General features: G+C 60.2%; 20 protein-coding genes. All 20 read right to left on the reverse strand.

The window, feature by feature from the left end; translation table 11 throughout:
* Positions 1 to 29 precede the first annotated feature (29 nt).
* The 20 genes from EAH78_RS27205 to EAH78_RS27305 all read right to left on the reverse strand — a co-directional run bounded on the left by EAH78_RS27205 (position 30) and on the right by EAH78_RS27305 (position 25361).
* Positions 30 to 395: a flagellar protein FlaG gene (locus EAH78_RS27205; protein ID WP_140670833.1), complete on the reverse strand. Its 366-nt coding sequence runs from the start codon at positions 393 to 395 to the stop codon at positions 30 to 32.
* A 74-nt stretch (positions 396 to 469) separates the two neighbouring features.
* Positions 470 to 1321: a flagellin domain-containing protein gene (locus EAH78_RS27210; protein ID WP_140670763.1), complete on the reverse strand. Its 852-nt coding sequence runs from the start codon at positions 1319 to 1321 to the stop codon at positions 470 to 472.
* A gap of 254 nt (positions 1322 to 1575) precedes the next feature.
* Complete coding sequence (locus EAH78_RS27215) at positions 1576 to 1845, reverse strand: hypothetical protein (protein WP_140670765.1); 270 nt, start codon at positions 1843 to 1845, stop codon at positions 1576 to 1578.
* Positions 1842 to 3134, reverse strand: a complete 1293-nt coding sequence (locus EAH78_RS27220) for a motility associated factor glycosyltransferase family protein (protein WP_140670767.1) — start codon at positions 3132 to 3134, stop codon at positions 1842 to 1844. The genes EAH78_RS27215 and EAH78_RS27220 overlap by 4 nt, the downstream gene beginning before the upstream one ends.
* 96 nt (positions 3135 to 3230) lie before the next feature.
* Positions 3231 to 4157: a ketoacyl-ACP synthase III gene (locus EAH78_RS27225; protein WP_140670769.1), complete on the reverse strand. Its 927-nt coding sequence runs from the start codon at positions 4155 to 4157 to the stop codon at positions 3231 to 3233.
* A gap of 226 nt (positions 4158 to 4383) precedes the next feature.
* Positions 4384 to 5436: a pseudaminic acid synthase gene (gene pseI, locus EAH78_RS27230; protein ID WP_140670772.1), complete on the reverse strand. Its 1053-nt coding sequence runs from the start codon at positions 5434 to 5436 to the stop codon at positions 4384 to 4386.
* Entirely contained in the window at positions 5429 to 6934 is a 1506-nt protein-coding gene (gene pseG / locus EAH78_RS27235; protein WP_140670775.1) for a UDP-2,4-diacetamido-2,4,6-trideoxy-beta-L-altropyranose hydrolase, read from the reverse strand. The genes pseI and pseG overlap by 8 nt, the downstream gene beginning before the upstream one ends.
* Entirely contained in the window at positions 6931 to 7626 is a 696-nt protein-coding gene (gene pseF / locus EAH78_RS27240) for a pseudaminic acid cytidylyltransferase (protein ID WP_140670777.1), read from the reverse strand. The genes pseG and pseF overlap by 4 nt, the downstream gene beginning before the upstream one ends.
* A gap of 4 nt (positions 7627 to 7630) precedes the next feature.
* Positions 7631 to 8794 carry a UDP-4-amino-4,6-dideoxy-N-acetyl-beta-L-altrosamine transaminase gene (gene pseC, locus EAH78_RS27245; RefSeq protein WP_140670780.1) on the reverse strand — a complete coding sequence of 388 codons (1164 nt, stop codon included), beginning with the start codon at positions 8792 to 8794 and terminating at the stop codon, positions 7631 to 7633.
* Positions 8791 to 9792 (reverse strand): UDP-N-acetylglucosamine 4,6-dehydratase (inverting), encoded by a 1002-nt coding sequence (pseB, locus tag EAH78_RS27250; protein ID WP_140670783.1) that lies wholly within the window; start codon positions 9790 to 9792, stop codon positions 8791 to 8793. The genes pseC and pseB overlap by 4 nt, the downstream gene beginning before the upstream one ends.
* Positions 9793 to 9822: 30 nt before the next feature.
* Positions 9823 to 12756, reverse strand: coding sequence for a TIGR00180 family glycosyltransferase (locus EAH78_RS27255; protein WP_140670785.1), 2934 nt, complete (start codon positions 12754 to 12756; stop codon positions 9823 to 9825).
* A gap of 56 nt (positions 12757 to 12812) precedes the next feature.
* Complete coding sequence (locus EAH78_RS27260; RefSeq protein ID WP_027922337.1) at positions 12813 to 13550, reverse strand: cephalosporin hydroxylase family protein; 738 nt, start codon at positions 13548 to 13550, stop codon at positions 12813 to 12815.
* A gap of 17 nt (positions 13551 to 13567) precedes the next feature.
* Complete coding sequence (locus EAH78_RS27265) at positions 13568 to 14638, reverse strand: class I SAM-dependent methyltransferase (protein WP_140670787.1); 1071 nt, start codon at positions 14636 to 14638, stop codon at positions 13568 to 13570.
* Positions 14628 to 15485, reverse strand: coding sequence for an NAD-dependent epimerase/dehydratase family protein (locus EAH78_RS27270; RefSeq protein WP_140670790.1), 858 nt, complete (start codon positions 15483 to 15485; stop codon positions 14628 to 14630). Before EAH78_RS27270 ends, EAH78_RS27265 begins: the two co-directional genes overlap by 11 nt.
* The gene (locus EAH78_RS27275; protein ID WP_140670792.1) at positions 15482 to 16708 is read right to left on the reverse strand and encodes a class I SAM-dependent methyltransferase; all 1227 of its coding nucleotides are present in this window, start codon (positions 16706 to 16708) and stop codon (positions 15482 to 15484) included. The genes EAH78_RS27270 and EAH78_RS27275 overlap by 4 nt, the downstream gene beginning before the upstream one ends.
* Positions 16705 to 17265 carry a dTDP-4-dehydrorhamnose 3,5-epimerase family protein gene (locus EAH78_RS27280; RefSeq protein ID WP_140670794.1) on the reverse strand — a complete coding sequence of 187 codons (561 nt, stop codon included), beginning with the start codon at positions 17263 to 17265 and terminating at the stop codon, positions 16705 to 16707. Before EAH78_RS27280 ends, EAH78_RS27275 begins: the two co-directional genes overlap by 4 nt.
* Complete coding sequence (rfbG, locus tag EAH78_RS27285; RefSeq protein ID WP_140670797.1) at positions 17262 to 18344, reverse strand: CDP-glucose 4,6-dehydratase; 1083 nt, start codon at positions 18342 to 18344, stop codon at positions 17262 to 17264. Before rfbG ends, EAH78_RS27280 begins: the two co-directional genes overlap by 4 nt.
* On the reverse strand, positions 18326 to 19099 hold the full coding sequence (gene rfbF / locus EAH78_RS27290; protein ID WP_123434018.1) for a glucose-1-phosphate cytidylyltransferase: 774 nt from the start codon (positions 19097 to 19099) through the stop codon (positions 18326 to 18328). The genes rfbG and rfbF overlap by 19 nt, the downstream gene beginning before the upstream one ends.
* A gap of 1030 nt (positions 19100 to 20129) precedes the next feature.
* The gene (locus EAH78_RS27300) at positions 20130 to 23702 is read right to left on the reverse strand and encodes a glycosyltransferase (protein WP_140670799.1); all 3573 of its coding nucleotides are present in this window, start codon (positions 23700 to 23702) and stop codon (positions 20130 to 20132) included.
* Positions 23703 to 23795: 93 nt separating this feature from the next.
* Positions 23796 to 25361: a flagellar hook-associated protein 3 gene (locus tag EAH78_RS27305; protein ID WP_140670802.1), complete on the reverse strand. Its 1566-nt coding sequence runs from the start codon at positions 25359 to 25361 to the stop codon at positions 23796 to 23798.
* Positions 25362 to 25374 lie beyond the last annotated feature (13 nt).

The following is a 25374-nucleotide window of genomic DNA, read 5'->3' on the forward strand; positions in this document are numbered from 1 at the left end:
GAACATAGCAACAAAATTCGTGCCAGCCGTCAGGCTTTCGCGCTGAACAACAAGCTGCTTGCATCATTCAAACTATTGGCCAGTTTCAAGACTTCTTCGTTGGGGATCTGGCGAACCACCTCACCCGACTCACTGGCAATGACTTTTACTACGACTTGTCCCGAAGGCTCATCAATCGAGAACTCCAGGTTACGCTTGACCGACTGAACGAATTTTTCAATTTCCTGGACCGCCATTTTCAGCTTGTCCTGTTCAGTTTGGGCAGTCTTGCGCGCTTCCTTGACGTCGACCACTTTCGCGGGCGCCGCTTGAGGCTTTTCCGCAGCCTTGTCGGCAACCGGAGTCGCGTGCTTGGCCGCCGGATAAGACAAGTTCAGCTTCACGCTCATATCCATGTCCATCACCTCTAAAAGTAAAAAAGCGAGAGGGCACGACCAGCGCACACCCCTCGCCAAAACTCAATCAGCTATTACTGAAGCAGTTTCAGTACAGCGGATGGCAGTTGGTTGGCCTGAGCCAGAACTGCGGTGGAAGCTTGTTGCAGAGTTTGTTGCTTGGTCAGCTGTGCAGTTTCAGCAGCGAAGTCGGTATCTTGTACGCGACCCAGTGCAGCAGCGGCGTTTTCGTTGATGTTCTGCAGGTTGGAGATGGTGCTGGTCAGACGGTTTTGTGCAGCACCCAGGTCGGCACGGCTGGTGTTGATGGTTTGCAGAGCCAAGTCGATTTTGGTCAGGGCAGCGGAGAACGAAGCCTGAGCAGTTGCCGAGCTGTTACCAGTGATCTGCAGGGTAGCCGAGTCAACGGACAGGGTTACGGCGTCGAAGCCGGAAGCCAGGGTCAGAGTGATCTGGTTAGCCGAACCGGTGTTGGAACCCACCTGGAAGGTCATGGTGCCAGCAGTACCGTCGATCAGGTTTTTGCCGTTCAGGTTGGTCGACTTGGCGATACGAGTCAGCTCGTCCGACATTGCCGCGAATTCTTTGTTCAAAGCGACGCGGTCTTGAGTACCGTTCGAGTCGTTTCGTGCCTGAACAGCCAGTTCACGCATACGCTGCAGAATGTTGGTCGATTCCTGCATCGCGCCTTCAGCGGTCTGAGCGATCGAGATACCGTCGTTGGCGTTTTTGATAGCCATGGTCTGACCGCGGATTTGCGAGGTCATACGGGTAGCGATCTGCAGGCCGGCGGCGTCGTCTTTAGCGCTGTTGATTTTCAGGCCGGAAGACAGGCGAGACATCGAAGTCGACAGAGCGTCGGAAGCACGGTTGAGGTTCTTCTGAACGTTCAACGATGTGACGTTGGTGTTTACTGTTAAAGCCATGACGAATTCCTCGTTGGTTGGGTACTGCGGCTTCCGGCCCTGGCAACCGCCGGGTATGGCCTAGAGAACCTTCGTAATAGTTATCGTCGCCAATGCAACTTGCTTTAGGGGATTTTCAAAAATATTTGCCATCACGTTGCCACCCCCCGTAAATCAAGGGGTTGGCAGCGTGATAGCAGCGAAAAACTGACGTCAGGGAACTGTCGATGACAGGGTTGGCGAGGACTCGCCAGCACCGACAGAAGAAATATTGCTTAAAGGGACAGGCTGTCGGTCAGCAACTCGACCAGTTCGTATTCCAGATAATCCGCCAGGGCGAGCCAGTTCTGCGCCTCCTGACACGTAAACATTTGACCGAGCACAAACGTCCATTGCTGCTGTACGTCCAGCGTCTTTGAATCAAACGTCGGGTGAACCGCAGCGACCAGCTCGGTCATCGCCAGCCCCGCTTCTACATCGCGCCCCAAACGGAACAAGGTGGCGCAGTGCTGCGCTTCGCCGATAAAAGACTCACTAGCACTCATGAAGCGAACTCCGGATGAAAGACGGTCCCGGCGATCATCGCCCCCGCCCGGCTGCTGTTATAGAAGCGCACCTGCGGATGGCCGGCGATAAACCGCTCCAGTTCACACAGATAGCTGCGGAAATTGAGCTGAGTCTTGATGCGCTGTCCATGACCATCCAGCACCCAATGTTTGGCGGCGCCCAGTTGCGGCCCCAAGTCGCCATCGCTCCAGCCAGCGTGGGTCTTGTCGCCCGGGAAAGCGAAGTCGGCACCGAACAGGGTGATCTGCGCCGCGCCCATCTTCACCGCCAGGTCGGCGGCCGGGTGAATCACGCTACCGCCGACATACAACTCGCCCCTGGGCAATTGCGCACGCAACGACTGATAGATAGGGCTGGCGGAGTAACTGCAATGACGCGTCCCTTGCCAGGCTTCGAGCACCAACGGATCAAGCATGGGCATGTACACCAGCGTGATGTCGGGGGTGTCTTCAGGCGGCAAATGCCGGGCTGAAATGCGCTGATCGATGCTGACCACCACGTCGGGACGAATGCCATGTTTGAGCAACGGCCGAAAAGCGGTGTCGACGCAGATGAACAAAGGCCGCTCAGCCTGGCTGCGAATTGTGCGCAAAGTCTCGAAATGCAGTTCAAGGCTCGGGCCGGTGGCAATGACAAACACCTCCTGGCCGGGACGAGTACCGAACAACTCAACCACGTCAGGATCGGTTTGCACCAGTGCCAGACACGCCTGCAAGCGCTCGATAATCTCAGGCGACTGCGGGTCGAACTCTCGGTTGTTGAAGGCCAGGTGAGTTTCGCTGATCAGGCGATCCCGAATCTTCGCGGTGAAGTCATCGGCCAGGACCAGTTCAGACGGCAAGGCAAAAAACGGTAACCTGATTTCCGCAAGATCACCGGCATACAGCAACTCGACTCGCGGATCGCTGAGCCACGGCTGCTGATCAAGCAATTGCAGCACCAGGTTGAATACCGCACCGTTGAGAATGTGCACGTACAAGCGCTCAAGCCCGACGCGCTCAAGCAACACCGTTTGCAGATCGCCAAGCCCCGTACCGTACACATGCAACACCGGGCTGCCGAGCGGCAAGCTGTCGGCCTGGACCCTGGCCTCGCGGCTGCGATCATGGCGGCTGGTCAATTGAATGCCGTTGATGCTCAACGTCGAGCCCAGGCCTTCCACCAGATCCGCCTGCAACAGGCTCGTGACTTCCACCAGCAAGCGCACAGCCAATGCCGGCCAGCGCTGCTGGATGACATCGACGTTGTGCTCAAAGAACTCGCTCATGCCGCCTCGCTTATTGTCCGGGCAAAAAAATAGCGCTCAAGATTACACCTTGAGCGCTTTTTTTGTGTCTGGCTTTCTTTGACTGATGCGTTGCCGTTATGGGCGATAGATGATCGCAGACCCCCACGACAAGCCAACGCCGAAACCACTCAGTGCAACTCGCTTCCAGCTGGAGTCCAGTACGTGTTTTTCCAGCAGCAAAGGAATGCTCGATGACACGGTATTACCGGTCTCGACCATGTCCTTGAGAAACTTCTCCGGCTCGCCTTCGAAGCGTCGGGCCACAGCATCAACGATGGCCGCACTGCCTTGGTGAATGCAGAAGGCATCGACGTCGTCAGCCGTGAGTTGCGAATCGGCCAGCAGCTCATGCAAATGCGCCGGGACTTTGAGCAACGCAAAGTTGAACACCTGACGACCGTTCATAAAGAACACACCATCGGTCACTTTCAGGTGCGGCGCGCCAGAACCGTCGGTGCCGAACTTGGCCTTGCCCAACTGCCACGGAGCGTTTTCGCCCATCCAGGTGGCGGTGGCAGCATCGCCGAACAGCATAGTGGTGTTGCGGTCTTCGGGGTCGACGATCTTGGAGTACGGGTCGGCCGTGATCAGCAAGCCATTCTTCAGACCGGCGGCTTCCATGAAGCCCTTGATTGCGTAGATTCCATAGACGTAGCCGGAGCAGCCCAGGGAAATATCGAACGCTGCCACGGTGGTGGGCAGGCCGAGCTTGTCCTGAACAATGGCAGCAGTGTGTGGCAGGCCTTCTTCGTCACCGTTCTGGGTGACCACGATCAGCACATCGACCGCTTCACGTTTCAAATCAGGGTTGTTGGCGAACAGCGCATTGGCTGCTTCGACGCACAGGTCCGAGGTTTCCTGCTCATCGTCTTTACGTGGCAGGAAAGCGGAACCGATCTTGCCGAGGATGAATTCTTCATCCTTCTCGAATTTTGCACCTTGTGCGTAATTGTCTATGCCGGCTACAGGAACGTAGCTCGCAATGCTTTTTATGCCAATCATTACGGCTTCCCAATAATAAACAGCCCAATACCACCGCTCGCAAGGATTCGAGGGCGCCGACAAACAGAGAAAACGTCGTCCCGAAGCGGCGACGGCGGGAAGAATAAAAGGCTATCACTGGGCCAGAAACAGGCCAGGCGCCACCTTCCCGATTTATACAATACAGTGAAGATGCGCGTTATGACTCACAGGTCACTCTATTTTGCCGAATCAACCCGATAAGGCGTTATTCGACCAGCGACCAGTCGAGCGGGGTTCCACGCGTGATGGCGTGGCGAGCGCGGCGGCCCAGAAGGGTTTCAGCGTGCTTGGGGGCCAGCCCCAGACCCGGACGTATGGCGCGCAGATTGGCCGTGGTGAAGGGCTCACCGGCAGCCATGTCCTGGGTGACATAGAGCGAGCGACGGTACACCAGGGATTTACGCTCGGCTTCAGTCACGCCGTAATGCACCTGGCCCATCGCCTGCCAGGCACGCTCGGTCTCCACGACCAGGCTGGCAAGCTCCGCCGGTTCCAGCGAGAAACTGGCGTCCACACCACCGGCCGCGCGGTCGAGGGTGAAATGCTTCTCCACCACCGTCGCCCCCAGCGCCACCGCTGCCACGGAAACGCCGACACCCATGGAGTGATCGGACAAACCGACCTGGCAACCAAACAATTCACGCAGATGAGGAATCGTGCGCACATTGCTATTGGCCGGGGTCGCGGGATACGTGCTGGTGCACTTGAGCAATACCAGCTCCTTGCACCCGGCCTCACGGGCCGCGCGCACGGTTTCGTCGAGCTCGGCGATGCTGGCCATGCCGGTGGAGATGATCAACGGCTTGCCCGTGGCGGCGACCCGGCGAATCAGCGGCAGGTCGGTGTTCTCGAAACTGGCGATCTTGTAGGCCGGCACGTCGAGGCTTTCAAGGAAGTCGACGGCGCTGTCATCGAACGGCGTGGAGAATGCCAGCATCCCCAGTTCTTTGGCCCGGGCGAAAATCGGCGCATGCCACTCCCACGGCGTATGCGCTTTTTCGTACAAGGCATACAGCGATGTGCCCGCCCATAGACTCTTGGGGTCCTTGATGAAGAACTCACCTTCGGACAGGTCCAGGGTCATGGTCTCGGCAGTGTAGGTTTGCAGTTTCAAGGCATGGGCGCCGGCCTTGGCCGCCGCTTCGACAATTCGCAGCGCCATATCCAGCGACTGGTTATGGTTGCCACTCATCTCGGCAATGATGAAGGGCGGCGCGTCAGCACCGATCAAGCGGTTGCCGATCTTGAAACTAGTCATTGCGGTGATCCTTCAATACGCGCGTGAACGCGCAGGCACTCTGAGTGAAACCGGCTTCGCGAAAGACCTTCAGCGACGGCTGGTTGGACGGCAAAACCAGAGCGGTGATGGCGGTCAGTTGTGGCCAATGACGGGTGACGAAGGCCTCGCCACGCGCCAGCAGCGCCCTGCCCCAGCCCAACCCGAAACGGTCTTCGAACAGATAAATCGACACTTCGGCTTCAACGCCACGCCGGTCATAACGCAACACCCCTACCGGGCCGTCATCCGCCTCGGCGATCAATAACAAACGGTGGTCATTGCTCAGGCTGGCGGTCAGCCAGTTTTGATGGGCTTGCCGGTCAATGACGCCGGTCTCCAGCGACCAGCGCCGCACGGCCTCGGCGTTGCGCCCCTCGAACAACAGCGTCGAATCGGCCAGGGTCGCCGGGCGTATCTGTAGAACCGCTCCGGCCAATGCAGCCGCCACACGCTGCGCGCCGCGGCCATCAACCAATCGCCGGGAGTGTTCGGCTAGACTCTGGCGCAACCCTTGATTGTCCGCGACAAAACTCACGGCCTGACGCAGCTGTTCAACACTGACCTGTTCACGTGGACCAAGGTAGACATGAGCCCCCGCGGTCGCCATGACTACGCCATTGGCCTGCTGATTATTCGACACGGCAATGCAAATCGTCGGCAGCCCCAGAGCCGCCCGCTCCCAGCTGGTACCGCCACCGGCACCGACAAACAGGTCGGCCTCGGTCATCAATCGGTAGAAGTCGCTGACAAAACTGTGCAAACGCCAATTCGGACGATCCGCCGCCAACACTTGCATCTGCTCCCAGGCCGGATTGTCGGCACCGGCGACAAAATCGACGTCCAAGTCACGCAAGTCCGCCATCGCCAACATCGCATGGTGAGTCTGCATCGCCGCATCGAAGCCGCCGAAGTTCACCAGCACCCGTTTGGCCTGCGGTTTGATCTCGACGGCCGCGCAGTTGAACTCATCGCGCAGCATCGCAAAACGCGGGCCGAGCAAGGTCTGGCAATCCGGTGGCAGCAGCGAGGCATAAACCTCAGGCGTACCGGAGAGATTCTGATTCAGCAGCAGATCAGCGTCGTAGGTGCGCGTCGCGAGATCATCCACCACGGCGATCCGGGGCGCCCAGCGCCTGGCTGCAGTTTGCCAGTGATGGTCGAGGCCATAGTGGTCGACGATGATCCAGTCGAACGCCGGCCGGCCTTCCAGCGCCTGTGCCAACGCGTCGATGTCCGCTTGCCACGGCAGCATCGATTCAATCGCTTGTTGCGGGTCTTCATCGGGATAACGATCGGGCAGCGCAAAGGTTTCGAAGCCCTCCCCCGCCAAAGCGTCCAGTCGATGCCCTGGCAACAGGCGACAGGCAAACGCCACGTACGAACCCTGCTTGCGCAAGGTTCTGGCCAGTGGCAACAAGCGCGCGATATGGCCGCTGCCAATGGTCGGTGAGGCGTCGGAACGAATAAGCACTCTCATTGCACTTCACCGCCGGTTTTCAATGCGGCGTACAAATATTCGGCGCGCTTCCAGTCTTCAACGGTGTCGATGTCTTGCACCAGATACCGCGGCAGAATCACCGGCAGGCTCGCCGGGGAAAACAGTACATCGCCGCGCAACCAGGCTTCGCTACGGCCCCAATAAAACTGGCCCGCGTCCTGAAAGGCCTCGGGCAAGTCCTGGGAGCGAGTAGTGCGAAATTCCGGGTAAAGCGAGATCAAGGCGCCCTCTTCGTCGAGGGTCAAGGCACGTTGCACCGGGAAGCCAAAACTGGCGACGGAGAACGTAAACGATTTGTCTGGATGCCGCTCCAGCACGTCCAGCCCCTGGCGCAGATACCGCGCTTGCAACAGCGGCGCGGTCGCGTAGATGCAGCAGGCAAAGTCGAACGCGGGCAGTTCATTCAAGGCATGAACCATCACCGCCGCCGTGCCGGTGAAATCATCAGCCAACGACGCCGGACGCATGAACGGCACGTGAGCCCCATGCGCCTGGGCAACCTCGGCAATTTCTTCATCGTCGGTGCTGACAACCACCTGGTCGAACAGCGCCGAATCCAGCGCCGTACGAATCGAACGGACGATCATCGGCACGCCGTCGAACGGCTTGAGGTTCTTGCGGGGGATGCGCTTGCTGCCACCTCGGGCAGGAATGATCGCAACGCTGCTCAAGGTACTACTCCTCAAGGACCAGCCGTCGCAACTGCTCGACCACATAATCCTGTTGTTCATCGCTCAGCAAAGGAAACAGCGGCAGGCTGATGGCCTCGGCGTAGTAACGCTCCGCTTGCGGGAAGTCCCCCTCGGAGAATCCCAGATCACGATAATACGGCTGCAAATGCACCGGAATATAGTGCAGGTTCACCCCGACCCCGGCCGCTCGCAACTCTTCGAACACCTGTCGATGACTGAGGCTGATCCGTTCCGTCTGCAACCGCACCACGTATAGGTGCCACGCCGATTCGGCCTCAGGCTGAATGCTCGGCAAGGTCAACGGCAAGTACGCCAGCAACCGGTCATAACGCGCCACCAGTTCACGACGACGTTCGATAAACCCGTCGAGTTTACCCAGCTGTGACAACCCAAGGGCTGCTTGCAGGTCAGTGATGCGGTAATTGAAGCCCAATTCCACTTGTTGGTAATACCAGGAGCCGTGGCTGGGTTCGGTCATGTGCTGCGGGTCGCGGGTCATGCCGTGGCTACGCAGACGTTGCAAGCGTTCAGCCAGGTGCGGGCTATTGGTCAGCACCATGCCACCTTCGGCACTGGTGATGATCTTCACCGGGTGGAAACTGAAGACCGTCATGGCGGCGAATTCGCCACAACCCACTGGCCGGCCGGCGTAGGACGCGCCAACCGCATGGGAAGCGTCTTCGATGACCGTGAAGCCATAGCGCTCGGCCAGTCCGGCGATCATGCGCATGTCACAGCTTTGTCCAGAGAAGGCCACCGCTACCAGCACTTTGGGCAGCGTGCCGCTGTCTTCGGCCGCTTGCAGTTTCGCTTTCAGGGCGTGGGCATCGAGGTTCCAGGTCAGCGGATCGATGTCGACGAAATCCACGTCGGCGCCGCAATAACGACCACAGTTGGCCGAGGCCAAAAAGGTGTTCGGCGTGGTCCACAAACGATCGCCCGGCCCAAGCCCGGCTGCCAGGCAAGCAATGTGCAGCGCCGCCGTGGCGTTGCACACCGCCACGGCGAAACCGGCCTGGCAACGTTCGGCCATGGCCTGCTCGAAACGCTCGATGGTCGGCCCTTGCGTGAGCCAGTCAGACTGCAACACGGCAACCACCGCATCGATGTCTGCCTGATCGAGGCTTTGCCGACCGTAAGGAATCATGCCGACAACTCGGCGTGCAGGTCAGCGATCTGACCGACCGACAGGAAGTGAGGATTGGTGTCGGAACGGTACTCGAAGTCCTCGCTCACGGTGCGCCCCTGCTCGCCCAGGTTATCTACGGCAAAATCCACGTCGACACTGGTGAAGCGGATCGACGGTTGAATGGTGTAGTGATCGGCGAACTCCAGAGTCATCCGCGCGTCGTCCAGCGGCACCATCAACTCATGGAGTTTTTCACCCGGGCGAATCCCGACATTCTTGTGCGGCAGGTGTTCAGCCATGCCCAGCGCCAGATCGACGATGCGAATCGATGGAATCTTCGGCACGAACACTTCACCACCGTGCATGCGCGCAAAGCTGTCGAGCACGAATTGCACACCATGATCGAGGGTGATCCAGAAGCGCGTCATGCGTTCATCGGTGATCGGCAGTTCGCTGGCACCTTCGCTGATCAGCTTGCTGAAGAACGGCACCACCGAGCCCCGAGAACCGGCGACGTTGCCGTAGCGAACCACGGCAAACCGGGTCTGCTGCTCGCCGGCAATGTTGTTGGCGGCGACGAACAACTTATCCGACAGCAACTTGGTCGCGCCGTACAGGTTGATCGGGCTGGCCGCTTTGTCGGTGGACAGCGCGACGACTTTTTTCACGCCGTTGTCGATGGCCGCGGCGATGATGTTTTCGGCGCCATTGACGTTGGTACGAATGCATTCGGTCGGGTTGTATTCTGCCGCCGGCACTTGCTTCAGGGCGGCGGCATGCACCACGTAATCGATGCCGCGCATGGCCTGACGCAAACGCTCCGCGTCGCGCACATCGCCCAAAAAGTAACGCATGCACGGGGCGTTGAACGTCTGCTGCATTTCGTACTGCTTAAGCTCGTCGCGCGAGAACACGACGACGCGCTTTGGCTGGTATTGCTCCAGCAGCCGACGAATGAAGTTGCGCCCGAACGAGCCGGTGCCACCGGAGATGAAAATCGATTTGCCGTTAAACATGCCTTGAGTCCTTGTACCTGTCAGCCAGGCTTAAGCGAGCAACTGCATCCAGTTCACACTGGAGGCTGCGCCGAGGGTAAAGCCCTTGCCGGTCAAGGCCAGGTTCTGGTTGTACGCTGCGTCTTGAGCGAAGCGCGCGCGCCACTTGTCTTGCAGGGCGGCGGCCGTTTGCGGCGCATCCGGCAACAAGCCCGGGTGCAGCATCTGCGCTTGTGGGCACCAGACGATCAGGTAACCGGCGTCGGCGGCTTTCAGGCACAGGTCGATGTCGGCAAACGCTTCGTCGAAATGCTCTTCGTCCAGACCGCCAACGGCCTCGTACAACTCTTTTCGCACCATCATGCAAGCGCCCGACACCGCCGAGTAGTTCTGCTCGACCTGGTGACCGTTCATGTAGCCCTTGGCATCTTTGCGCTCATCGATAAACACCGAACCGACCACGCCGTTGAAGCCCAACACCAGGCCCGCTTGTGTGGTCGCTCCACGGATGTTCATCAGCTTGCCGCCGACAATCCCGACTTCCGGACGCTGGGCCTGATTGAGCAGGCTGTCGAGCCAGTTGGAATTGACCACTTCGGCTTCGGCCGACATCAACACCACATAGGCGCCCTTGGCCTCGCTCACGGCAAAGTTATGCAGCGCCGAGGCGCTCAAGCGTTTACCGGTGCGCAAGACGCGCAGGCGATCGCCCTTGCCTTCCAGGCTGGTCAGCCAGGTCGTCAGTTCTTCGGACTGGCTGTGATTATCGGCGATCAGGATTTCATGCTGCTGGTAGCGAGTCCGTTGCAGCACGCTGACCACCGCGCGTTGCAAGTGCTCCAGATTGTCCTGACTGTGCAGGATGATCGAAACCTTTGGCCGCGCGGCGTGCTGGTAATCAATCTGCCAGGTGTGAGGCAGCGCGGAGCTGACCTGACCGCGATAGCCGCGGGCCGTCAGGTGACGGGTCAGGGTTTGACGTTCGTGAGGGTTTTCCTCGACGGACGACGCGTTGCAGATCAGCAGCGGCTCCGCCAGATGCGCCAGGCCACCCAGGCCGCCGTCTTCGATCAAACGCAACAACAGGTCGAACTCCAGCGCCGACAGGTATTCAGCCGAGTAGCCACCCGCGTTCACCAACACGTCACGCTGGATCAGCCAGTGGCGGGCCATCAGCGACGGCACGGTTTGCAGCAGATCAAGGTTGACGCCCGGACGGAACACATCCGCCAGGGAACCGTTTTCCTGACGCTGGATTTCGTCCATCGCCACGGCACGAATGCCTTCGGCGCCCATCAGTTCAAGGCTGGCGCGCAGCAGACCGCTGCCGGTGAACTGATCACCGGCTTCGGCCAGTACCAGCCAGTCGGCGGTGGACTGGTTGACGCTCTGGTTGATGCGCTCAACGTAATTGGTCGCGGTGACTTTGACGAAGTGCACGGTGTCACGCGGTGTGGTGGTCGCCGGCAAATCACCGGTGGTGAACACCACGACTTTGAACGCCTTGCAGTGACCAGCGACCAGGCTGTCGAAGGTAGCCTGCAACTTGACCATGTCGGCGTCGAGGTCCAACAGCATGATGCCGAACTGCGGGCCGCCATTGCGTTTACGCAGCTGCGCCTCAATCACTTTAAGCTGCTTGGCATCCGGGTTGCGTGCATCAAGCCAGTTCAGCAAACGCCCGGACGGCATGTTTTCGAACAACGATTGCTCGTCCTGTGCCGGCACCGACGCCAGGCGCTCGGCCCAGGCTTGCAGCTTGAGGCCTTCTTCGGCCTCATCGGAATCCTTCAACAACTCGACCAGACGCGACACCACCGTGCGGTTGAACGCATACAGGCTCAGGGCTTCCCACAAACGGCTGCGCAAGGTGCGCTCGTTGTCGTTGGGATGCACGCGCAGCAGGTCATGCTGCTTGAGCAAGAGGCCTTCCAGTTCCTGCAGCTGCAACTTGCCGGCCGGCATGGTGTGCAGCAGGAATTCGAACTCGGTCAGCAAATCAAAAACCGGTTGGTTGTAGAACGGCATCTCGACAAACTGCATCTGACCAAACAAACGCGAAGGCTCTTTGCCGGCCTGTAGCCAGGTCGAGGTAAAAATCATCGTGCCCTGCAACGAACGCAGGTTGGTCAGGCAGTCGGCCATGGTGGCGAAACTGTCCAGCGCGACCTGCTTGCCTTCGTCCAGTGTTTTGTGGGCCATGCCGGTTGGCAGCGACGCCAGAAACTCGGCAAAGCGCTCGCGGTCGGCCACGGTTTTCGCGTCCTTGAGCGTCAACACCGTCAGCACGTTGGTGTTGTGCTCCGAGGCACCGTAAGGAATTTCCCGCACGGCGAACGGGATCGGCAAGATCCGCGCCTTGGCGCGCGCGAGCATGTAATAGGCATGGCCGATTTCCTGCCACTCGAAACTGGTGCCCGGCAGTAACGCGTTGTGCCAGTCCTGCAGCAACTCGGTACGGCTCACCGCGTAGAACGGCGGCAGGAAGTGCCCCATGAATTGCGTCAGGCGTTCTTCGGCCGACTCCGAGCAATAGTCTTCCGGCCCCTTGCGGTCGCGGCGGAAGTAATTCACTTCCGTGGCGCGCGCCAGGTACATGATCCCGTAGCCGTGGCACATGCCGTAGTCGGCATTGTCTTCGAGAAACTCCAGCGACTCGGTGATCGCATCGTGCAGCAGGAAATCATCGTCGGCGGCCAGCACCATGTACGGCGTGGTCACCTGATTCACGCCATAGGCGAGTTTTTCCTGCAACCCGGTGTAGGTGAATTGCGGCAAGTGCCGGTAATCGACCATCGGGTAATCACGGGCGATGTTGTCGTCGCTTTTCAGCGAAGAGTCCAGGACCAGAATCGTGCAGGGATAGCTGCTGTAATACTGCAAGGTGCGCCGCAGGTAGGCGTTGCGGTTGTGGGAAATCACCACCACCGTCAACCGTTCATTCAGCGGTGCCACATCGTTTCGAGCAGTGTTTTGAACGCGCATATTTCTATCCCCACAACCGGCCAGAAGCCGAGAACCTACATTCAATTCAAGAGTGATTAACGAACGCGACGCAGATAGCCATCCGGCGCCACGGTGATCAGCAGCTTGTTCTGCAACTGACGGTCGATTTCGAAGTCAGCGTTTTCTTCCAGATATTTCCACACGGCGGTTTTCGGGTTGTCGCCCGGGCCCCATGGACGGTCCGGGAAGAAATCGGCCGGCATGTCTTCAACCACGGTGTCCATGACCACGCAGTAGCTGTCCACCGACACCAGCGGTGCGTACAGGCGCAGCTCTTCCAGCACGTGATCGTGGGTGTGGTTGGAGTCGAGTACGAGGATGACTTTCTTGCCTTCGGCGGCAGCGCGGACTTGTGCGGCGATGGCCTCGTCGATGCTCGAGCCTTCGATCATTTTGATGCGCTTGCTCATCGGGTGGCTTTCGATGGCTTCGCGGTTGTGCGGGCGAATGTCGAGGTCGATGCCCAGCACTTCGCCGTGGCCTTGCAGCTCCAGCAACGAGGCGTAGTAGATGATCGAACCGCCATGGGCGATGCCGCATTCAATCACCAGGTCGGGTTTGACCTGCCAGATGATTTCCTGCATGGCCATCATGTCTTGTGGCAGCTGGATGATAGGGCGGCCCATCCACGAGAAGTGGTAGCTGTACTTGTGCTTGGCCGACTGGTTGAAGAAATCCTGGGCCAGACCTGTGAGTTTCTGGTCGTCGCCCTGAGCTGCGATTTGTTCTGCGCATTCTGCTTCGAAGGCTTTATTGATGGTGTTGTCAGTCATTTTTCTAATCTCAATAGTCACTGGAACGAAGCGCTGTCGACGGCGTGATAGACGTAGCGTCCATCGGTCATCCGCTTGATTTCTTCGAGGTAGTTGGAATTCATTACAAACAGGTTGGCGCCTTCGGGCAGCGCGTCCATGGCCTCCTGCGGCGAGGACACCCGCGCGCCGCTCAGCGGCAGATAACGCCCTTGTTTGGCCGGGTTGATATCGACCACGCGATCCACCGCCACACCGGCCCTTTGCAGGAACAGGGAATAGATCACGCCTTTGGACGACGCGCCCCAAATCGCCGAACCCTGCTCGGGCGCGGTCTGGATGATCTGCACTGCGCGCGCAAGGCTCGCGGTGAAACCTTCAGGCAGGTCCAGGCGTGGCACCGGTTGTTCCGGGGTCAGGCGCAAGGTCGAAAGGTCGGCAACGATGTACAGGTACTGGCCGCCGAACAGGTGGCCGGCCTCGTGCACGGTGCCGAACATCCGGCGCAGGTCATCGAGGCGGAAATAATTGACGTGCTCGTAGAACAGGTCGAACCACGCTTTGTGCTCGAGGATCCAGTCGAAGCACGGCACTTCGATGTAGATCTGCCCGCCCTGATTGGCGTCAGCGATTTCGGCGAGAAAACTCACCGGGTCCTGAATGTGTTCCAGCACATGGCGCAGCACGATGGCGTCGGCCGCCAGGCCGAGGCCACGGGTGAACGGCGCCTTGATCACGTCGGCATTGTCGCCTTCGTAGGCCGGGTCGATGCCGGTGATGGCGTAGCCCAGGCCCTTGAGCAGTTCGAGGAAGTAGCCCTTGCCGCAGCCGACTTCGATCAGTTCCCGGCCCTTGAAGTGGCGAGCAATGATGCCCTCGACATCACCCAGGTGCTTCTGGAACTGGCCCGAATGCGCCTGCTCGTTCTGGTAGTCAGCGTCGTAGCTCAGCTTGTCGGCATCGAAGGCCTGGTTGAAGATCAACCCGCTCTTTTCATCCTGCACCAGGACCATGTCGGCGCACGCCGAAGCCTTGGCCGATTCGGGATCGGCAAAGGTGCGGTTCTGCAACACCGGCAGGTCGGCGACCCGATACAACTCATGCCTCATGCGATGCTCCCAGTAGCTGTTGCAAACGGTCCGCCACGCCCCAGAACGCCATCGGTTCGTGGGTCGGGTATGGGTAGTGACCGAGGTTCAAATGAATCGACGCGCCGCGTTCACGCAGCCGTTGCTCGACCAGCGCCCGCACCGAAACCGGCTGGCCGCTGGCGCAATTGATCACGCCATCGAATTCGCGCTGTTGCACGATGGCCGCGAGGTAACCGGCCGCGGTTTCAATCGCCAGGTAATCCCGCAACTGCTCACCGGCCGACATGTTGAAACTGTCATTGCCCGCATCGATGGCGCGGTCCAGCGCGGCGAGCAAACTGTTCGGGTTTTGCCCTTCGCCATGCAGGTAAAACAACCGCGCCCATTGCAGGGTGAACGGTTGAACCTGCTGCAGGTTTTGCAGAAACAGGCGCAGCGTATTTTTCGCCAACCCGTACGGGTTGCTCGGCTGCGGCGCGGTGTGCTCGCTGAGCGGGCCACTCTGCAGGCCGTATTCGAAACAGGTGCCGGTGACCAACACGTGCGAGACGCCCGCCTCTACCGCGCCCTTGATAAACCGGTAGTCGGCCATCAGGTTGTGCTCGAAGTGGAACAGCGCCCGGTAGTTCGGCAGCCCTGGCCAGGCCAGATGCGCCAACGCGTCGACACCGTCGGTCAACGCGGCAATGTTCAGATCGTCGGCGTGAATATCCGACGCGATGAATTCCACGGCATTGATCCACGGCAGGGTCGCGGCAGTCTCGGCATTGCGCGCCACGGCCCGGACTTCGCAGCCACGGGCGAGCAAGGCGTCGACCAGATGGCGGCCGACAAACCCGGTGGCACCGGTCACGAGCACTTTCACAGGACGGTCAACTCAGGCACGGCGATCACGAAGCGGCCGTCCCACTGACGCACCTGGGCCAATTGCTGACTGACTTCGTGCAGCAGGTTCCACGGCAGCACCAGGACGTAATCGGGTTTCTCGAGGTCGATCTGCGCCGGCGACACAATCGGAATGCGGCTACCCGGCAAATACTTGCCCTGCTTGTGCGGGTTGGCATCGGCGACCCAGGCCAACAGGTCAGGTTTGACCCCAGCGTAGTTGAGCAGGGTGTTGCCCTTGGCCGCAGCTCCGTATCCGACCACGCGCTTGCCATCGGCCTTGGCCTGCAACAGGAATCGCAGCAGTTCGTGCTTGATGCGTTCGGCGGCAGGCGCGAGGGTCGCGTAGTACTCGGTAGTTTTCACCCCAGCGGCGAGTTCGGCCTGCAATTGCTGAGCAACCGAGGCTTGCACATCGCGGCGCACGCCGTCGGCACGCTGGACAAAAACCCGCAGCGAACCGCCATGGGTCGGCAACTGAGCGACGTCGAACACCTGCAAACCGTTGCGCTCGCACAAGGTCTGCACAGCGGTCAGCGACAGGTAGGAATAGTGCTCGTGGTAGAGCGTGTCGAACTGCTGGCCGGCCATCAGCGTCAGCAGTTGCGGAAACTCGAACGTCGCCACGCCGGTCGGCTTGAGCAAGGTGGCAAAACCACCAAGGAAATCATTGATGTCCGGCACGTGGGCCAGCACGTTGTTGGCGGCCATCAGGTCGGCGGACCAGCCTTCGCTGACCAGTTGCGCTGCGGTGTCGCGGCCGAAGAACAGTTCACGAATCTCCAGGCCTTTGTCCCGTGCCGCTTGCGCAGTGCTGCGCGTTGGCTCAACGCCCAGGCACGGAATGCCGCGCCCGGCGACGTACTGCAACAGGTAACCGTCGTTGGCCGCGATTTCCACCACGCGGCTGTCGGCGGTCAGGCCGAAGCGCTCGGTCATCTCGGCGACGTAACGTTCGGCATGGGCCAACCAGGTGCTGGAGAACGAACTGAAATACGCATACTCGGCGTCGAACAGGCTGTCGGCGCTGGTGTAATCCTCGGTCTGCACCAGCCAGCATTGCTGACACACCGCCACTTTGAGCGGCACCCATTGCTCGGCTTGCTCCAGTTGATCGACGCGCACATAAGCGTTGGAAGGCGGCGAGGTGCCGAGGTCGATCAGCGGCAAGGCCAGGGAAGTCCCGCAACCACGGCAATTCATACACGCACTCCAGCGAATTGGTCATCGATCAAGGGATGGCTGGAATCCCGCGCCGACAGATTATTGACAGGCAACGGCCAGGCAATCGCCAGCCGTGGATCGTTCACGCTCAAACCACCTTCGTGCACCGGCGTGTAGTCCGCGCTGTGCAGGTAGAGCAATTCGGCGTCGTCGGTCAGGGTCTGGAAGCCATGGGCGAACCCGGCCGGGATCAACAGGCTGCGACCGTCACCGGCACGCAGGTACTCGGCGTGCCAGTGCAGGAAGGTCTCGGATTCCGGGCGCAAATCCACCGCCACGTCCCAGACTTCGCCGCGCAGGCAGGTGATTAATTTGGCTTCCGGCGCGCTCGCATTTTGATAATGCAGACCACGCACACTGCCCCGCTCACGGGTGCAGGAATGGTTGATCTGCCGGATTTGAAACGGCTCGCCAAAGGCGCTCAGGCTGCCTTCACAGAACAGGCGCGCGAAATACCCGCGCTCATCTTCGAAGCGTTTGTGCTGCACGCTGAACAAGCCGTTTAGCGGCAACGGCATTAACGAAAACTCACTCACAACGCGCCTCGGTACAGGTTCAACTGGCCCAAGGTGACGGCGCGCATGTCATCGCCGTTTTGCCAGGCCAGGTGCCAGTCCAGCGTCTGGGTCAGGCATTGTTGCAACGACCAGCGCGGTTGCCAGGCCAACAGTTGACGGGCGCGGCTACTGTCCAGGCGCAACAGTCCGGCTTCATGCAGCTCACTCGGTTCGATGCGCAAGCCACGGGCTTGCGGCCAGCGGCTGGCAAGCAATTCGACGACTTCGCCGACGCTGCACATGTCCGCTTCACTTGGGCCGAAGTTCCACGCACCGGCAAACTCGGGACCTTGTTCATACAGACCGGCTGCCAGTTGCAGGTAACCGGCCAGCGGCTCCAGCGCGTGCTGCCATGGGCGCACGGCTTGCGGGTAGCGCAAGGTCACCGGTTCGTCGGCGGACCAGGCCTTGAGCACGTCTGGAATCAACCTCTCAGGTGCAAAATCACCGCCGCCAAGTACGTTGCCGGCGCGGGCGGTGGCCAGGGCCAGACCGTGCTCGGCGTACTTTTCAGCCGGGAAGAACGACGCCGCGTAAGACTGCGCCAGCAACTCGCAACAGGCTTTGCTGCTGCTGTAAGGATCGTGGCCACCGAGGGCTTCGTTTTCGCGGTACGGCCACAGCCATTCCTGATTAGCGTAGACCTTGTCGGTGGTCACCAGCACGCACGCACGCACGCCGCCGACCTGGCGGATCGCTTCGAGCAGATTGAGGGTGCCCATGACGTTGCTGGAGTAAGTCCCCAGCGGGTCGCGATAACCTTCGCGCACCAACGGCTGGGCCGCCAGGTGCAGGACGATTTCCGGCTGGGTCTCGGCGATCAACTCCAGCAAAGCGCCGAGGTCACGCAAATCGCCGCGCTGATCGTTGATGCCTTCGTGCACGCGCGCCAGTTCAAACAGGCTCGGTTCGGTGGACGGGTCCAGCGAAAAACCGCTGACCTCGGCACCGAGGCTTTGCAGCCACAACGTCAACCAACTGCCTTTGAAGCCGGTATGGCCGGTCAGCAGAACCCGCTTGCCGCGCCAGAACTCCTGACTCAGTCCCATTGCTTCCATGGGGCCTCCCCGCTCAGCCACAGCTGCTCAAGGTGGTTTTTGTCGCGCAGGGTGTCCATCGGGTGCCAGAAGCCGTCGTGCTGGAACGCTTGCAACTGCTGCTCGTTGGCCAGCGCGGCCAACGGCTCTGCTTCCCAGGAGGTTTGGTCGTCAGCGATGTAGGGCAGGACTTTGGGCGACAACACGAAGAAACCGCCGTTGATCCAGCCGCCGTCACCGCGTGGTTTTTCAATGAAACCTTTGACGCTGTCACCGTCGCGTTCCAGGGCGCCGTAACGTCCCGGTGGCTGCACGGCGGTCACGGTCGCGAGCTTGCCATGGGTCAGGTGGAAGTCCACCAGAGCACCTATGTTCAGGTCCGAAACGCCGTCGCCGTAGGTGAAGCAGAACGCCTGTTCGCCTTCCAGGTAACGGGCGGCGCGACGCAGGCGGCCACCGGTCATGGTGTCTTCACCGGTGTCGATCAGGGTCACGCGCCACGGCTCGCTGTAGTTCTGGTGAACGTCCATGCGGTTGTTGGACATGTCGAACGTGACGTCTGAGGTGTGCAGGAAGTAGTTGGCGAAGAAATCCTTGATCGCGTAGCCCTTGTAGCCAAGGCAGATCACGAAGTCGTGAATGCCGTGGGCGGAGTACTGTTTCATGATGTGCCAAAGAATTGGCTTGCCGCCGATTTCGATCATTGGCTTGGGCTTGAGGTGCGACTCTTCGCTGATCCGCGTACCGAGACCACCCGCCAGAATTACTGCCTTCATCGCTGTCCTCTTGCTCTTCGCGCGGTTTGGCCAGCCCCGTCAGGGTTGGCGAACCGTCAGATGCACATCATTAACCCGCAGCCAGTGGGGCCTTCACGCCTGTTGAGGTGAAGGATTTATGGCGATATGTGGGGGACTTGCAGGAAGTGAGCCAATTGCTAGGGGTCGGCGACTGATGGGGAGTGGGTGTTGTGGTTAGGGATTTGCGTACATATCCATTTCTGCGGTAACGGCTGCTGGCGGTTTCGCTCTTACAGCGACTCACTTTTCCAAACGCCGAAAAGTAAGCAAAAGGCTTTGCCCCTCCATTCGGTGCCTCGCTGTGGCTCGGCATGCCCTCACTCCGGCATTGCTCCGGGGGCCCGCCGCCATCGGCCATCCATGGCCGGGGGCGGCTACCGCGGCATCCTTGCCGCGGTGCCCCCTACGCAACGCCTGCGTTCGGCCTCTGGGAAAGGGGCAACAGATCAAGATCAGGATCAAGATCAAAAGCCGAAGCAACTGCAACGGCAACGGCAAGATCAACAGCTTCGCGAGCAAGCCCGCTCCCACATTTGGACAGGGTGCATCCCTGATGGATTGGTTTGCTGACAGGCCGCCTTCGCTGGCAGGCCCGCTCCCACAAAAATGATATGTATTTGCAAGAAATTGGTCGGTTGTCAGGCCGCCATCGCAGGCAAGTGAGTCGCACAGGCATACGCTTTGGCTTCCCACCACTCATCAGGCCGAGCGTTAGCTCGCCTGCAGCTTTTGATTTTGATCTGCCCCGTCGGGAGGCCGAGTGGAGGTTCTGCGCAGTGGGCAACCCGGCATGGATGCCGGGTTAGCCGCCCCCGGCCATGGATGGCCGATGGCGGCGGGCCCACGGAGCAGGACCGGAGCGAGGGTATGCCGAGCCTAGGCGAGGCACCGGACGTCAGGGGCGAAAGCGTTTGGTTACTTTGCGCTTTTCAAAGTGACCCGCCGTAAGGGTGGAACCTGAAGTAGCCGTTACCGAAGAAACGGATATGTACACCAGCCCAAACCCAAGTCAGTCCGGCAACCACCCCCACAACCAGTGCTGAAGATTATCCCCGCGCAACATGAAATCCCGATGCACCGCCTCACGCAGTTGATCCCCCATGCGATAACTCGCATCCGGATCCGCCAGGTGCATGCGAATCGCCTGCAACCACTCCTCCGTGCTATTGCTCAGAATCTTGGTGCAAGGCAGAAACCCGTCATACGCACGAGTATCCGTACAGATCACCGGATACCCACAAGCCCCATACTCCAGCAACCGCAAATTACTCTTGCAGTCGTTGAAGATATGAAACTCCAACGGCGCCAACGCCAAATCAAGATTCAGGCTCGCCAGCTTGTACGGATAACTTTGCAGATCGATCGTGCCATGGAACTCATGAATGTATGGACGCAAAGCCTCCGGACACATGCCAAAGAACACCCAATCCACCTCGTTCGCCAACTCACGAACCACGTCGGCGATGATCTCCAGGTCGCCGGTATGACTCGTACCACCACCCCAGCCAACCCGCGGCTTTTTCGAGGTACGGCGCTGACTGGTCAACGTCGCCCACGGCTCCGGTGGCAACATATTGGGCACCACACGAATCTCGCTGTGCATGCTCGACAACACATCAGCCAACGCCTGAGTAGTCACCACCACCCGATCACACAGACCAATACCCTCACGCAACATCTGCTCAGTGTTGGCCGGCTTGTTACGCGCGTGGCTGTTCTTTTTCGGCGTGCTGACAATGTAGTCATCCAGCTCGAAAATCCGCAGCGCATTGGAGTACTTCTTCATCCGCAGAATGTCGGCCGCCGAACCTTCGCTGTAGCGCCCCTGCAAAATAATGGTGTCCGGCGACAGGCGCTCGATTTCCACCGTCGATGGCGACTCGTAGGCCACCCGAGAAATGACCCGGCCGGCCGCCTCAAGCTCCGCCAGCGGCGCGGTCACGCGGTAATGCCCGATCGCCGATTCGTTGACCGGCAGGCCGAGGATCAGCGGCAGATCGCGATGGCAGAACGGATTCCAGTTGTGACGCAGCGAAGGCTCCAGGCTGAAGCTCGCGACCCCGAGTGTCAGCGCCGGGTTGTACGCCGGGTCACGGGAAATCTTCGGCAGCCACTTCAGGTAGAAGCTTTCCTGCTCGGCCTGCTGCGCCTGCACATCGACCTGCGTCAGGGCTGGCGCACTGTCTTCGCCGATCATCACGGTCGCGAACGGCGTCCAGACGATCAGGTAACCGTTTTTATCCGCCTTCAGGCACAGGTCAACACCCCCGAGCCCGAAGTTGAATTGAGTCTCATCCAGCTGACCGAGGCTGTCGAAAACCTCTTTTCGCACCATCAGGCAATCGCTGCTGACCGCGCTCCAGTTCTGCGCCACTTGCAGGCGCTGCATGTAGCCACGCGAACTGACGTGCTCGCCGAGAAACGGCGAAGTTGCAGGTCCGGCCATGCCCAGGATCAAACCGGCGGAAACAATCGCGCCGTTGGCGTTCATCTGCCGTGCGCCGACCACGCCGACTTCCGGACGCTGAGCATGATTGAGCATTTCGGCCAGCCAGTCGCCCGCGTAAATCACACTGCGCGGGCTGAGCATCAACAGATACTCGCCCCGCGCGTGGCTAGCCGCGAAGTTGACCAGCGCGGCCTCGCCGGTACGCCCGTCAAAACGCAGGACGCGCAGCATGGCGGCGCCCAGCTGAGACATCGCGCCCAACCATTCGGCCATCGCCGCATCACCGCGTCCTTCATCGACAATCAGGATTTCGTACTCGGTGTACGAGGTCTGCTCGATCAGGCTTTCGGTGCAGCGCTGCAAAGCGCCCAGCGAGGTGCCCGCGCCTATGATGATCGAGACCACCGGCCGGTGTGCGTGCAGATAGTCGATACGCTTGAGCAGCGGCAACTCACCATCGCGAATCCGGTGTTCCAGACCGATGCGGTCGAGGTGCGCGCTGACCACCGCTTCGCTGCCCTCGATCACCTCAGGCAACGACAGCCAATCGGCGTAGGTCTGCGTCGACTCCACCTGAATCTCGGCGATGTGCTCGATGGTGTGCAACCCGGCTTCTTCCGCCAGACGCCAGAGCAGATCATGCGGGGCCAATTCGCCGTGAGCCGAATCGAAACCGCCCACCGCCAAAAAGCGCTGACGCTCGAATGCGAGGGTCCGGCCGACGTAGGGGTAGGAGCGCATGAGGTCGAGGTTGAAGCCAGGCTTGAACACCGGCTCGGCGGACTCACCTTCCACCAGTGCGCCTTCATCGCTGTAGGCGCAGAGCATGCCCGGCGTGCCGGCAATGCGCTCGGCCAGCACCAGCAACGACGACTCGCGCAAGGTGTCGCCTGCGCGCAGCAGGTAGAACCAATGCGCGCCTTCCAGTTGCGGTATCACGCCATTGAGTTGGTGCGCCCAGTTGTCCTGAAGCGGCAATTGCAGCACGTTATCGGCGCCATCGCAGTCTGCGTTGGACAGCACCACCAGCGCTTGCGGGGCATACAGTTGCGTGGCAAGGCTGGCCAGCGTGGCGTTCAGGGCGACGCTGTCAGACTCGGTGTCGATGATGATCGGCACCAGGTTCGGGCGCACGGCCCAGCGGCTGATCGTTCCCGGCATGTGCCGGGTTTCCGCCGGAGTGAATTGGCGGCTTGCCAACCACTCGCGATAGAACTCGGCATAGCTGTCGCTGTTTCCGCCCACGCGGCCGTTGACCACGGTGTTGCGGCTGCCGAGCACGCGCACCACGCACAACTCTTCCCACTGGCGCGGCTCTTCAAGGGCCTTTCTCAGTTCGACGCAGCGCACCCACCCTGACGCAGGGGCCGATTCGCCACCGCGCGAGGTCAGCATTTGCATCAGCCATTCCCATTCCTGCACGGCGGCCCGGGTCATTTCCGTGGTCTTGCTCAGGCGTTCCGGGTACAGGCGTTCGGTGCTCAGCACCGTGTTCAGCACCGCCATGTTGCCACGGCGCAACAGGCACACGAACAAGGCGAAATCGAGCATCGCGACAAAGCCGGTACCTTCCTGAGTCAGTGCCGGCAACAACTCGAGGACATCGGCGCGGCGCATCAGGGTCGAGCTGAAGTTGCCGATGAAGTTCTTCGGCGTGTTCTCGAAAATCGCCAGCATGTCATCGCCCTTGAGCAACGCATCAAGGGGCGAAAAACGGCAGTTATCGATGCGTGGCGGCAAGATGAAATTGTTCGCGTCGCTCATCATGCGCAGGCCGCATACCAGCGTGGCCTCGGGATAGTCGATCAGCGCCTGGGCTTGCATCGCGATGCTCGGCGTGAACAGCCGGTCGTCATCGCACAACACTTTGATGAACTCGCCGCGTGCTTCGTTGACGCAACGCAGCACGTTTTTTGACAGGCCCAGACGCTTGGGGTTACGCAGGTAACGAACTGGGTGCGCAGGGTCGGCAAACGACTTGACGATCTTGTGGATCTCGTCGGAGGACGAATCGTCACAGATGACGATTTCAACGTTCTCATAGCTTTGAGCGAGCGAGCTTTCCAGCGCCTGACTGAAGAAGCGCGGGTTGAAGGCGGGGATGACGATGCTGACTAGAGGGCGTTGATTCACGACAGAACTCTCGAGCGGCGAGCCTCTGCCCTTTCAGGCAGAGGCTGCGGAACCGCTTAGGAAAAGACGGTTGGTAGCTCGACAGACACAGACTCAGATCTTGTTGAACAAGCCCAGCTGAGCAATCTTGCTGAAGGCCAGTTGCGACGCTTGCAACATGGTTTGCTGCAAGGTCAGGCGGGTCATCACTTCGGCCGGATCGGAATCGCGGATTGCCGACTGGGTCTGCGTGTTGGCCAGGACCAGGCTCTGGTTGGTTTCGCTCTGGGTGTCCAGGGCTGAACCGCGACCGCCCACCGAACTCAGAGAGGTCGACAGCTGATCGGCGCCGCTCGCCAGGTTGCCGATACCCGAGGCCAGTGCTGCCTGAAACTTCTGGATTGCGATCGGGTTGCCAGCGATTGGCGTGTTCAGTGCGGTTTTCAGCTGGTTCACGGTGTCCAGAATGTTCTGGGTTTCGTGAGTATTCACGGCCACGCTGAACTGATCGCCCGCGCCCGGCGTACCGGCCAGGGTGAAGCTCACGCCCGAGGCGGTGGCGACACCAGCAACCACAGTGCCGGAAGACACAGGCTGGCTGTTAGGCGTCAACGGTGCGGCATACAGGTCGAACGCGGTGGCGCTGGTGAACTTCATCACCGCCGAACCGGTCGGGAAACTGGCGTGGTAATTCGCCGGGTTGGTGATGTTGCTGGCAGTGACCTGAGTCGCGGTCGGGTTGCCCGGGCTGCGGGTCGCCGTAAAGGTGTCAGGCTTGGCCGCCAGGGTAAAGGTGTGGCCCGGCAACACGGTGGCAGCGGTATCACCGGCCGCCAGGTTGATGTTCAGGTTCAGGTCGACACCACGGAACGACACGGTCTGGCCGGTTTTGGTGGTTGGGTCGAACGCACCGCCCTGGCTCGCTTCGGCGGTCACGTCGTTGCCGCCCGAATCGGTGATTTTCAACTGGGTGCCGCTGACGAAATCGACGGTGTACGGCTCGCCTGCGCGGAACTTGTTGTTGTAGGTCACGCTCGACGACACCTGACCGTTGGACAGGACCACGCGACCGTCATCCACCGCCGGTGCGGTCATGGTGACCTGGCTGCGGCTGGTGTTGATCGCCTGCTGGAACACTTCCCAACCGGTGCTGTTGGTGGCCATCGACATGGTGTCGCCGACCGCCAGATCGAGTGTCACCTGGTCACCGTTGTAGCTGTAGGTGCCGTCGGCATTTTGCGTGAACGGAACGGTGTCGCCCTTGGAACCGGCGAAGATGTACTTGCCGTTCTCGTCCTTGCTGTTCATCAGGCTCAGCAACTGACCTTCGATCTCGCCCAGCTCCGAAGCGTTGGCCTGACGGTCGGCGTCGGTGTAACCGGCGTTGCCGGCACCGATGGCCAGTTCCTGGGCGCGCTGCAGCACGTTGGTGATGCTGGTCATGACCGACTCGGTCTGGCCCAGGGTCGCCTTGAGGGTGTTGGTGTTGGCTTTGTACTGATCAAGCATCGAAGCCTGTTGACCCAATTGCAGCAGGCGCGAAGCACCGACCGGATCATCGGCCGCGGTGTTGACGCGAACCAGGCTGCTCGCCTCTTCGCTGCTCTTGACCACGTTGGAAAAGTTCTTCTGATAGTTGGCAGCAGAGGACTCGTAAAACTGGGCGGTAGAAATGCGCATGGGCTACGACTCC

It is taken from the genome of Pseudomonas arsenicoxydans (genome assembly GCF_006438915.1).
GTDB lineage: Bacteria > Pseudomonadota > Gammaproteobacteria > Pseudomonadales > Pseudomonadaceae > Aquipseudomonas > Aquipseudomonas arsenicoxydans_A.